Annotated in this window: 12 protein-coding genes; 7 read left to right on the forward strand and 5 right to left on the reverse strand. The window is 39.0% G+C overall.

Going from position 1 to position 11,884, the window contains the following annotated elements; genetic code table 11:
• Positions 1-5: 5 nt before the first annotated feature.
• On the forward strand, positions 6-770 hold the full coding sequence (locus ACZ5AE_RS05835; RefSeq protein ID WP_464573557.1) for a D-alanyl-D-alanine carboxypeptidase family protein: 765 nt from the start codon (positions 6-8) through the stop codon (positions 768-770).
• Between the two features lie 36 nt (positions 771-806).
• Here the strand turns inward: ACZ5AE_RS05835 and ACZ5AE_RS05840 are convergent, their stop codons facing one another.
• Positions 807-1,919, reverse strand: a complete 1,113-nt coding sequence (locus ACZ5AE_RS05840; RefSeq protein ID WP_464570343.1) for a YheC/YheD family protein — start codon at positions 1,917-1,919, stop codon at positions 807-809.
• Between the two features lie 174 nt (positions 1,920-2,093).
• On the opposite strand from ACZ5AE_RS05840, the gene panD reads away from it, so the two are divergent.
• On the forward strand, positions 2,094-2,450 hold the full coding sequence (panD, locus tag ACZ5AE_RS05845) for an aspartate 1-decarboxylase (RefSeq protein ID WP_464573558.1): 357 nt from the start codon (positions 2,094-2,096) through the stop codon (positions 2,448-2,450).
• Positions 2,451-2,489: 39 nt separating this feature from the next.
• Positions 2,490-3,557, forward strand: coding sequence for a YheC/YheD family endospore coat-associated protein (locus ACZ5AE_RS05850; RefSeq protein ID WP_464570345.1), 1,068 nt, complete (start codon positions 2,490-2,492; stop codon positions 3,555-3,557).
• A gap of 120 nt (positions 3,558-3,677) precedes the next feature.
• On the opposite strand, the gene ACZ5AE_RS05855 is transcribed toward ACZ5AE_RS05850, so the two are convergent.
• The gene (locus ACZ5AE_RS05855) at positions 3,678-4,526 is read right to left on the reverse strand and encodes a peptidylprolyl isomerase (RefSeq protein ID WP_464570347.1); all 849 of its coding nucleotides are present in this window, start codon (positions 4,524-4,526) and stop codon (positions 3,678-3,680) included.
• Between the two features lie 183 nt (positions 4,527-4,709).
• Between ACZ5AE_RS05855 and ACZ5AE_RS05860 the strand changes: the two genes are divergently transcribed.
• A complete protein-coding gene (locus ACZ5AE_RS05860; protein ID WP_464570349.1) occupies positions 4,710-4,994 on the forward strand; it encodes a hypothetical protein in 285 nt (94 codons plus the stop codon).
• 49 nt (positions 4,995-5,043) lie between these two features.
• On the opposite strand, the gene ACZ5AE_RS05865 is transcribed toward ACZ5AE_RS05860, so the two are convergent.
• The 3 genes from ACZ5AE_RS05865 to ACZ5AE_RS05875 form a co-directional block, all read right to left on the reverse strand.
• Positions 5,044-6,309, reverse strand: a complete 1,266-nt coding sequence (locus ACZ5AE_RS05865; protein ID WP_464570351.1) for a dicarboxylate/amino acid:cation symporter — start codon at positions 6,307-6,309, stop codon at positions 5,044-5,046.
• A 174-nt stretch (positions 6,310-6,483) separates the two neighbouring features.
• Positions 6,484-7,218, reverse strand: coding sequence for a YwaF family protein (locus ACZ5AE_RS05870; protein WP_464570353.1), 735 nt, complete (start codon positions 7,216-7,218; stop codon positions 6,484-6,486).
• 183 nt (positions 7,219-7,401) lie between these two features.
• Positions 7,402-8,463, reverse strand: coding sequence for a DctP family TRAP transporter solute-binding subunit (locus tag ACZ5AE_RS05875; protein ID WP_464570355.1), 1,062 nt, complete (start codon positions 8,461-8,463; stop codon positions 7,402-7,404).
• A gap of 82 nt (positions 8,464-8,545) precedes the next feature.
• Between ACZ5AE_RS05875 and ACZ5AE_RS05880 the strand changes: the two genes are divergently transcribed.
• Genes ACZ5AE_RS05880 through ACZ5AE_RS05890 form a run of 3 tightly spaced genes read left to right on the forward strand, consistent with a single transcriptional unit; the run spans position 8,546 to position 11,826 of the window.
• Positions 8,546-10,117, forward strand: coding sequence for an ATP-binding protein (locus ACZ5AE_RS05880; protein WP_464570357.1), 1,572 nt, complete (start codon positions 8,546-8,548; stop codon positions 10,115-10,117).
• Between the two features lie 16 nt (positions 10,118-10,133).
• Complete coding sequence (locus ACZ5AE_RS05885; RefSeq protein WP_464570359.1) at positions 10,134-10,814, forward strand: response regulator; 681 nt, start codon at positions 10,134-10,136, stop codon at positions 10,812-10,814.
• A gap of 49 nt (positions 10,815-10,863) precedes the next feature.
• Positions 10,864-11,826: a 2-hydroxyacid dehydrogenase gene (locus tag ACZ5AE_RS05890; protein ID WP_464570361.1), complete on the forward strand. Its 963-nt coding sequence runs from the start codon at positions 10,864-10,866 to the stop codon at positions 11,824-11,826.
• Positions 11,827-11,884: the final 58 nt, after the last annotated feature.

Below are 11,884 nucleotides of genomic sequence, written 5' to 3' on the forward strand. Positions count from 1 at the left end.
ATTGGATGAAGCATTCGCTAGCCGAAAATGCTAGGTCCGCTATATTAATGAATGTAAATTCGGGTGAAATTTTATTTGAGAAAAACATGAATGAGAGGCTCCCCCCTGCGAGCCTAACCAAAATCATGACCCTTCTTCTCATATTTGAGCAACTGCGAAAGGGGGTTATTCGTCTTACAGATAACGTTAGTCTAAGTCCATCTGCAAGATCGGTGAGGGGATCAAAGGTTAGCATTGCCCCCGAAGATGAAGTGAGTGTTGAAGATTTGATCAAATGTATTGTGATTGCCTCAGCAAATAATGCTGCAATTGGAATGGCCGAATACATCGCGGGATCGTGTGAGGAATTTGTTGCCATGATGGGGAAAAAGGCTGATGAAATGAATCTTAAAAACTCTCAATTTTTAAATCCGCATGGACTGAATGAAGCAGGACATTATTCTTCTGCTTTTGATATGGCTATTTTATCAGAAGAGCTTCTAAAAAGTGGAGAAATTCTAAATTATTCGTGCAAATATAAAGAGATAATAAAAAAAGACAGCATGCATCCATTACAGATAGTTAATACAAACAAACTGCTAAGGAATCATCCGGAAATAGACGGTTTAAAAACAGGGTATACTCGTTTTGCAAAAGCCTGCATTTCAGTAACTGCTATTAGAGACAATAATCGGGTACTTGCTATTGTAATGGGAGAGCCAAGTAGAAAGACAAGGAATAAGGAGATTCTTGAAATGCTTGACTACGCATGGTTACGAATCTATGGATGACACCCAAGCGTAGTACAGCTTCTTTTTTGTTTTATATTAGATATTACGGGCATCTTTATCGATTAAATAACGTGCATAATCTATAGGGGTTGTAAAGACCGATTTCCAATCGTTATTAATAAGTTCTCCATCCCTCATTGTTAGCGTTTTATAGGCAGATAGAAAATTACACTCGATAAAATAAGGAAAGCCATCAGCAGTAAGACCAATGTCAAAACCGAGATCAGCGGTATGATGCGGAATATGATCGCTAAAAAACTCAGCAATTTTGACAACTAGTGAGGATATTTGTTCAGCTATTCTTTCATGCGATAGATGGGGGTATTCTTGAAGAAGTGTTTCTAAACTATAGGCTGTACCGCCTTGTCCGATATTCGTTAAAAAGTTCCCTCTTAAAGCAACTTTTCCTATAATGGCTGTAACTTCCCAGTTGCCTGAATGGTTCCGTTGGGTAGCTACTCGGAGGTCAAAGGGTGACCCTTGAAAAGTGGCCAAAGGAATAATCTCTTGAACCAGGTACAGATTTTTATTCATCAGTTGCAACAAGAATGGTGGGAGCTGATCCTCAAACCATATTTGTTTCCACACCCTCTTGGTTCCTTCCCAATCCTGATAGGACAGGCACCAATTATTGTCATCTACTTTTTCAAGTTTAAGTATTCCTTTGCCAACAAGACCATTGTCAGGTTTAATTATTAATTTGTTATATTGTTGCATCATGTTTAGCAGATTTCCACTCGTCATAATCTCCGTATGGGGAAGATGGGATTTGAGCTCACTGTGGTTTTCTAGCAATTGATGAAACCTATGTTTCTGTAAGTAATTATTTTCATTAAAAACATATATTCCGTTCGCGGTTAATGATTTTATAACGCGAAGGCGGGGAAGGGTGGCCCACATTTGATTGTAGATTACCTTTGGCATGGGGACTTTTTCCTCTTGATATTTTCCATCTATTTTTACTAGAGCCCGAATTTCGTTTTGCCCCTTCACTATATGTGTAATACGAAAATAACAAGGTATAAGATTGTTTCTTTCACCAGCCTCTTCGAAAAGCTCCAGCCTTTTTTTAATTCCTGGATTATTTGATTTTAAAATTTTTTTATATAAACCTATTGGAATTATAAAACCTATATAGTCTTTAGACACCTATTTCACCCCTTAAATCGATCTGTAGTACAAGTTATGCCGAAAACAAGTTTATGGCTCAGATAACAACCCATTTTCACCCTTTTTTTAGAAAATAGTAGTTTGTCCATCTCATAATCCTGGATAACTTAATAAGTTAATAGAAGAGCACAATTTTCTAAAAAGGAATAAAGCATAATGCGTACTATGTTGAATGCTAAACTTCACCGAGCAAGGGTAACAGATGCAAATCTTAATTATGTCGGGAGTATCACAATCTATAAAGGGCTTTTACAACAAGTAGATATTCTGCCGAATGAGAAGGTACAAGTGGTTAATATAAATAACGGAGCTAGGTTCGAAACATATGTGCTGGCTGGGGAAAAAGAAGGAGAAATATGCTTAAATGGGGCAGCGGCACGTCTTGTGGAAAAGGATGATATTGTGATTATCATGTCATATGTGATGGTTGCCGAGGAAAACCTTGCTTCCCACCAACCAAAGGTAGCGATATTGGATGAACAAAACAGAATATCACAATTGATTAAGTAGCCATCATTAACTTGTTTTACGGAAAGGAGCAGAAGAATATTGGATATAGAATATGTAGGTATCTGCCTTCCTTCAAGACTTTACAAAAGGTTTCCGATTTTCGGAATTCATAAAGAAGAAAACCTTGAACTGTATGAAGATGGAGCAAATTTTTATGGCATAAATATATGTTATTTTCGCTGGGAAGATATCCTGCCAGGACAGACCATGATAAAGGCGTATGTGAAAACTGAGTCAGGATATCAACTTCGTATCGTAGAAACACCGAAGGTCATTTGTAATCGTACAATGACTTCCAGTTTGAAAGTGCGCCGTAAAATTAAAGCTTTGACATCAGAAGGAAGGCAAATATTCAATTCTTATATTCGTGACAGGAAATATTTTATTCATACTATTTTAGTAAATAACCCAGATCTTGTCCCACATTTACCGGAAACACTATTAGCAACAAATGATTCTATTCATAACATGATGAATAAGTATGATGAACTAATCATAAAACCGAGCAATGATTATTTGGGACGGGGAATTATGAAGCTGCAGAAGGTAACCAATAATCAATGGAGTTTAATCTATAATTCTGCGAATGGAACCCAAAAAATAGATTTTGAGCATGAACTGCCCGATTTCTTATTACAATCTATCCACAGTAGGGCGTACCTTGTACAAAAACGGATTCCTTTAGATACACATGAGGGGAATCCTTTTGATATAAGGGTACATGTGCAGCGGGATGAAATTGGTGATTGGAATATAACAGGAATGTTGGTAAGGGTTGCTCCAAAACATGGCTTCTTAACAAATGTAGGTCAAGGGGGAACATCATACACTTTAGATGATATTGTAGATCATGGTAAAAGAACAGAGGTCCAACAAGCTATATCAGCGCTTGCGCTGAAAGTGGCTGAATGTCTGACTGGTAATTTGCCTCACTTGGCTGATATAGGACTAGACATAGGTATTACAAAGGAAGGTTATCCCTTTTTTATAGAATGTAATTTTAGACCCCATCGATATATATTCCTGGGGACAAATTTGGTTGATGAATGGAGATTAACTTATACAAGACCCATGGCATATGCACGTTTTTTATTAGATATTAAATAGAATATATTGTCTAAAAAAAATAAGGGAACCATTTGTGGGCCCCTCAGTTATAAAAAGTTATTAACTCAAACCTCATCCCAAAAGCCGAGAGCATTTTCTCGGCTTTTTTAGGTTTTTTGTTTATTGGACAGCTGTAGCAGAAAATTCGGCAGCTGCTTTTAAATCTTTATCTGATATGCTGACATCAGCCTTTTTGAACTCGTCTTTTAACACTTTAACAATCTGGTCCTCTGTGACTTTCGATTGCTTTACCTGTTCGGTAAGTGTTTTTTTCATGTCCTCGAATGATTTTTTCTCCTTTTTATCAGTTACCTGGATGATATGGTATCCGTAGGAGGTTTTGACTGGGTCGCTGATTTGATTTTTTTCTAAAGCATAGGCTGCTTTTTCAAAATCTGGGTCCATGACGCCGGTGCCAAACCAGCCAAGGTCTCCGTCTTTGGAGGCAGTAGCGGTATCCTCTGATTCCTTCGCTAAATCTTCAAACTTGGCGCCAGACTTGAGTTTCGCTGCAATTTCATTCGCTTTTGCTTCGTCGCTCACTAAAATATGACGGGCACGAATTTCCGGTGTGTAATCATCGTAGGCTTGCTTCAGTTCTTTATCCGTTACCTTAATGGTTTTAAACACTGCCTTCTGCTCCAGCAGATTTAGTTTTACAGTGCTTCGGTAGTCGTCCTCGTCTTTAAAGCCATATTGCTGAAGAGTGGAGAGAAATGAATCACCAATCTGCTCCTTTGTTTTATTAACTTGGGCGTCCACTTCAGACTTAGAAACGGAATAGTTTTTTTCAAGCACTTTTTCCACTGCAAGCTGCTGAAGGGTTTGTGTTCCGTATTTGTCTTTCATCGCTTGATATAATTCATCCTGAGAGATATTTCCTGCATCGGATTTCATGATCGCGCTGCTGCTGCAGCCTGCCAAAGCCAAAGCCCCAACCATAAATCCTGAAAGAATCCATTTTTTCAATTATTTCACTCCTAAATTTTTTGCTGATAAGAATGTATAAACTTTCATTTATAAAAACTATGTTACAGAATGAATATGAATAAAAAATGAACAAGCTAAGAACAATTGTAGAAAAAATGGAAAGCGGCCGAAAGAAACGATAAAATATATTTATTTCCGCTAATTATGAAAGGATGTCACATTGTGTCAATTTTGTCTTCACTTCTTTATACGCTAGTAGTCGGCGCCATTTTCGTGTATGTATTCATTTTTTTATATGATGTGTTTTATGGAGAAAAACAAGAGAAGCAGGAAAAGAAAATACGTAAATATTATAAAAACGAACAAATCCAAAAGATTGATCTGGTTGAACATCAGCCGCGTAAATATACGATTTATCAACTTATAACAGATAAGGAAACAAGAAGGGTTAAATTAAAGCCTGGGTATAAAGTGGTGAAATTAGTACCGAAGAAAAAAGGAGAATAATCAAAAAAGGACCGGCTCCAGGAGCCAGTCCTAATTTTTTACTTTCAAATTAAGAAGCGATCGAAGTTTTTTGTGATTTTGTTTGGGTTGCACCATTAGGGTTAAATTCTTTTTCCGTTTTTGAAATAACGACTGTAGCGACGCCGTTGCCGATTATGTTTGTAATCGCACGTGCTTCTGACATGAAGCGGTCTACGCCAAGAATAAGTGCCATACCTTCCACCGGAATCATTGGGAACGCTGCTAAAGTTGCCGCTAAAGTGATAAATCCTGAACCAGTAACACCGGCAGCCCCTTTAGAAGTAAGCATTAATACGCCAATCAGGGTTACTAGCTGCCAAATGGTTAATTCTACTCCATAGGCTTGGGCAATGAAGACTGCTGCCATGGATAGGTAGATGGAGGTTCCATCAAGATTAAAAGAATAACCTGTCGGTACAACAAGGCCGACTACTGATTTTGAACAACCGTACTTTTCTAGTCTCTCCATCAACTTTGGAAGAGCAGATTCTGAAGATGATGTTCCTAAAACTAGTAGGATTTCTTCTTTAATATATTTTAAGAAGCTAAAGATATTGAAGTTATAGAATTTAGCAATAGCGCCAAGAACGAACACGATAAACAGGAACATCGTAATATAGACAGAGCCCATTAATTTACCTAATGAGATAAGAGAACCAATACCGAAGTTACCGATGGTAAAAGCCATGGCTCCGAATGCTGCAATTGGTGATACCTTCATGACCATGTTAACAATCGCGAAGAAAATCTCAGAAACTTTTTCAAGGAATGAAATAACTGGTGCTGCTTTTTCCCCCAAAGAAGCAGCGGCAATTCCGAATAACACGGCAAAGAATAGAACCGGCAGCAGTGTTTCACCAGAAAGTGCGGCAAGCGCATTATCAGGAACGATTCCTAGGATAAAGTCCATCACGCCGTGGCTTGTTTCGGCAGCAGCTTTTGTGTACTGTGAAACGTCCGCACCTTCAGCGGCTTTCGTATTAAATCCATGTCCCGGCTTAATAATAGAAACTACTAGAATACCAATGGCTAGTGCGAAGGTAGTGACAATTTCAAAATAAAGCAATGCCTTACCGCCAATACGGCCAACCTTCTTTAAATCTCCCATATTTCCAATACCGATGACGATGGTAAAGAAGATGATTGGAGCGATGACCATTTTTATTAGTTTAATAAAGATATCAGCTAGAACCTTTAGCTTTGCCCCAAACTCTGGAAACAGAAATCCGACAGCAATACCTAGAATAATACCGATAATAACTTGAACCGTTAAATTGCGAAAATTAATTTTCATTCCTTTTACCCCCTTCGTTTGATAACGTTTTCATTTCTCCTTGATTTCATATTAATAGATAATTTTAAAATTTAATATTTTAGGTGATAATGGTCTTTTTGGTCTTTTTGGTCTTAAAAAAGCTCTTATGCAGGTTCGATGTATAAATAAGAAAAGGGACTGCCTAGGCAATCCCTAATTTGAACTTTTATCTAGCTGATTAACCTTACCCTTTTTTTCTCTAAAAACAAACCAAACAATTAAGGTAAGTACAATTGTCAGTACTTCCATTGAGAGAATATAGTAAGGATAGGGGCCTAAGTAGTCTAATATACTTGTATTTTTGGGTTTGTGGCTTAAGTACATATAATTACCGTCCACAAGTTGATTGATTAGAAAAACAATCGGTGCCAAAACATTTATGAATACAACAAGCTTTACACATGACCAAAACGTTGGCCTGTACCCCTTTACCCATGTGAAATAAAGCGGTACCCAAACAATAATCATATGGGTGAGAAAGAAATGAAAAAAGCGGAAATGTGGGAAGTCGTAGTTTAAGGAAGGGGTAAATATAGCTTGCGTGGCGCCTAGCAGGCCAGTAAATAATAAAATTTCATAAAGGAATTTTTTTCGGGTAAATAAGAAAATAATGGTTAATAGCAAACTGATATTGCATAGTTCTAGTGGCAGCGAATGGCTTGCCCTCCAGTTCCCGTTTACATACATCCAAAATTGATTAGTCAATTCTAAAATGATTAAAAAGATGGCCAAACCGATTTCTGCTCGCTTCCATTTATCGTCCTTAAACTGATCTCTCATATAGTAAATTCCTGCTGTGATAATCAGGAAGGCTGCCATGACTGTAAAATGGGTAAATGAAAACATTTCAAAATCGAACTTAGCATAATTATCCCCAAACCATTCCATGATTTCACCATCCTTTCATTACATTATGGGTGGATCGAACAATTAATGTTGAGCCTTTGTAGTAACATATGCTAGTACTGTACTGCATGTTCGACATTCCAATGTCCTGAAAACATCAACAAAAAAAGCCTTGAATAATCAAGGCTTTAAAGGTCCAGATTAGATTTCTTCATAGGGGACATCTCAGTGTGTCTCCAGTTGGTCCATCCTTCGCTTTACAAATTCTTTCATTTCCTTATCTTCTGTGGTTTGTAGAAACTTCTGATAAACAGGTCTTAATGCTTTATACCACTCTAATTTTTCCTGCTCCGTTAAGCGATAAATTTGGATGGAGGATTCCCTCGCTATTAGATTAAGCTGCTCCACATTTACCCGTTGTGATTCGGAAATCATCCATGAGGTGGTCTCATCCATTGCCGCGTTAAGGTCCTGTTGTACACCCTGAGGCAACTTGTCCCAAAACTCTTTATTCATTAAAACAGCATATCCCAAAAAACCATGATTGCTAACCGTCATATACTTTTGCATACCGTATATGCGTCTTGAGTAAATGTTTGAAATCGTATTTTCCTGACCGTCAAATTGCTCTGCCTGAAGGGAAGTATATAATTGATTAAAAGGAACCTCTACAGGTTTGGCCCCTAACAATCTGAATTGTTCCGCTATAATAGGGCTCGGCATAATTCGAAACCTTTGACCATTAAAATCTTCAGGGGTCAAAAGGGGGGTGAGATTGCTCGACATTTGCTTAAAACCATTGCTCCATAAGGCAAGTCCTTTGATTCCTTTATTCTCATTTAATGATAAAAGTTTATGCCCAAGTTCACTTGAAAGTGCATCTTCAATATCATGATCATTCCGGAACAGAAACGGCAAGTCAAATAGTCCCCATTCCGGTGCTAGGTTTGTCAGTTTGGATACGGAGGGGGCAATCATTTGGACATCGTTATCGATCAGGGCGTCAAGTTCATTTTCATCGGTATAGAGGCTGCCATTTGGGTACACTTCTACTTTGACCAAGCCATTCGTTTTTTCCTCCACCAGTCTGGCGAACCTTTGTGCCGCCAGCCCCTTCGGAGTATTTTCAGCAACAACGTGGCTGAAACGGATGACGATTTGTTTGGATAATCCGTCCTGTTCATCATCATAGGGGATTTCATTCTCGCTTAATAAACTGGAGGGCAAGAAGAAGAAACCTATTATTAAAGTGATGACAAGCACGCTTGATGCAATTAAATACTTCAACTGAAATTCCCCCCTTGTTTTCCATACTTATTTTATCATGTTAAAATTATTTTAGTAGATTTCATCTGAAAGGAATTCTTCTATGAATCGTTTCTCTATTCAGACCAAGATTACTGCGTTGATATTTTTTATTGTTTTATTTTCGCTGTTACTTGCAGGAATAATCGTAATTAGTAATTTTATCAATACCGAAGAGGCTGAATTACAAAAAAGGGCCCTTCTTTCTGCCCAAACCATCGCAGAGGATGTAGGAATCAAGTCCAATATTACGGGAAGTATGGAAGACAGGGTAAAAATTCGCAAACGAGTGGAAACACTGCGAATCATCCATCACGCGGACTATATAGTTGTGATGGATATGAACCATATCCGTCTATCCCACCCCCTTCCAAGCTTGATAGGAAGAATGTCGAATGGCAGCGATGAGGCGCCGGCATTTGCAGAACTTACCTACACAACGAAAGCCAAAGGAGAAGTAGGTACCATGATTCGAGCCTTTGTGCCAATTATGAATGAGGAGCATCAGCAAGTCGGAGTCGTCCTGGCAGGTTATAAACTTCCTACTTTTTTTGAAATGATTTGGGACTTGCGGATGGAAATTCTATTTGCCGGCTTCATTTCGTTATTGTTTGGGGGCTGGGGAGCATGGCTGTTTGCTACTAAAATGAAAAGGCAAATGTTTAATTTGGAACCGCATGAGATTGCTCAATTAGTGCAGGAGCGGACGGAAACCTTTAATGCCATGCATGAAGGGATTATCGCAATTGACAAGGATGAAAAGATTACGATTTTTAATGATAAGGCAAAAACGATGATGGGGATTTCGGGGGAAGTGATTGGCAGGTCAATTGCCGAGGTAGTACCGGACACAAGATTGCCAGAAATTCTCGAGCTCAAGAAACCAATTTATAACAAAGAGCTGACGGTTCGAAATTTAAATATACACAGTAATCGCATTCCGATTAAAGTAAATAATGAAATCATTGGAGCAATTGCCATATTCCAAGATCGCACCGAAGTGAAAAAACTTGCTGAAGAGTTAACCGGCTTTAAAGCTTTTGTCAGTGCTTTAAGGGTGCAAAATCACGAACATATGAACAAGCTCCATACCATTGCTGGACTGCTGCAGCTTGGGAACCCGAAAAAAGCGCTAGAATATGTATTTCAAACAGCTGAAGAACATGAGGAACTGACTCAATTTTTATCGAAGAATATTAAGAGTGAAAGTCTTTCAGGACTGTTGATCAGTAAGGTCAGCCGAGCCAAGGAATTGGGTATTCATTTACATATTGACCGCAACAGCCGCCTGCATTCGTTCCCAGAACCGCTGGATGAACATGATTTTGTGATTATTATCGGAAACCTAATTGAAAATGCGTTTGATTCCTTTAGGAACAAGGATATAAATGAGAAAAATATTTATGTTAGCATCGAACATGATGAGGAGATTTTATCGATTCTGGTTGAAGACAACGGGATCGGCATTCCTGAAAACGTTCTCCCGCATATTTTTACTAAGGGCTTTTCAACCAAGGACAGCTTGGATCATGGAATTGGACTTTATTTGATAAAAGAAATCGTTGATAGGGCGGGCGGAACGATTCAGGTAGAATCTGACCTTGGAAAAGGGACGACCTTTATTGTAACGATTTAACAGGGGGGATTGTTAAATGGCTGAAGGGCTAATTCGTGTTTTGTTAATAGAGGATGATCCGATGGTTCAAGAAATAAACAGACAGTTTGTGGAGAGGGTAGAAGGGTATAAGGTCATTGGTGTTGCTTCAAATGGAAAAGAGGGGATTGAGCTTATCAAAAAAGAAAAGCCGGACCTCGTTTTTATTGATATTTATATGCCTAACCAAGATGGAGTTACGACAATCAAACAAATTCGGTCGGAGGAACTGGGAACGGATGTAATTGCTGTAACAGCTGCAAGTGATATTGAAACGATCCGTGATGTACTGCAGCATGGGGCCGTCGATTATATCATGAAGCCCTTTAAATTTGAGCGGATCCAGCAGGCTTTAATGAATTATCGGGATTATCATAGCAGCCTTTTGAAAAAAGATGCGATTTCCCAGCAGGAATTGGATAATTTGTTATTTCAACGAGGCAGGCATGATAAAGGCGAATTGCCAAAAGGACTGAATATGTTGACACTCGAAAAGGTTATCGAATATCTAAAAGGGCAGGACCAGGCCATCTCGGCTGAAGCTGTAGCAGAAGGCATAGGCCTCGCCCGTGTCACTGTGAGAAGGTACCTAGAATATCTCGAACACATCGGAAAAGTGGAAATCGTCATCGAATATGGCGGAATTGGCCGGCCTGTTAACCAATATAAGATATTGTGAGGAAAAAGAGCCATCCCTATGTTATATAATGTAAATTGGAGGGGAAAAGATGAAACCAAAAGTGATAGTTTATAAAAAAGTAGATCCTAATGTTTTGGAATTTGTACAGCAAACATGTGAGGTCATTTATTTTGAGGAATTAGATTCAAATACATATCCTGCATTTATTCAGGAATTAAAAAATGCAGATGGGATATTGGGTTCCAGGTTGAAAGTGGACGCCGATTTATTGGACAAGGCTCCCCAGTTAAAAATTGTAAGCAATATCTCAGTAGGGTACGATAATCTGGATATAGTATCATTGACAGCCCGTGGAGTCATGGCAACGAATACCCCAGATGTATTGAATGATACGGTAGCTGATACGATTATGGGATTAATTTTGTCTTCGGCCAGGAGGATTCCGGAATTGGACCAATGGGTGAGAACCGGGCAGTGGAATGCCGAACTGAAAGAACAGTGGTATGGGGTAGATGTCCATCATAAGGTATTAGGAATCATTGGCATGGGTGGAGTCGGGACTACCGTGGCCAAAAGGGCGCACTGTGGTTTCGATATGGAAATTCTATACCACAACCGGTCAAGAAACATGGCCGCAGAAGAAAAGTATGGCGCCGCCTATTGTTCAATGGAAGAACTGTTGAAGAAATCCGATTTTGTCTGTCTCCTGACGCCGCTAACCCCGGAAACCGAAAAGTTAATCGGAAAAAGAGAGTTCGAGCTCATGAAAGAATCGGCGGTTTTTATCAATGCGTCAAGAGGGAAAACCGTTGACGAAGAAGCATTGATTCAGGCCCTTCAAACTGGTGAAATTGCCGGCGCCGGCTTGGATGTATTTGTTCAGGAACCAATCAACATGGACAATCCGCTGCTTCTGATGAAGAACGTAGTGACTCTGCCGCATATCGGCTCCGCCACATACGAAACCCGCTTTCAAATGGCGATGACAGCGGCAACTAACCTCGTTGCCGGTCTAAAAGGCGACACTCCGGCAAACTTAATCAATAGATAATGAAAAATTGCTCAGAGATTTTTATGCTCTGAGCATTTTATTTATTCTTCAAAGGTTT

The sequence above is a fragment of the Neobacillus sp. S1227 genome, from assembly GCF_055385255.1.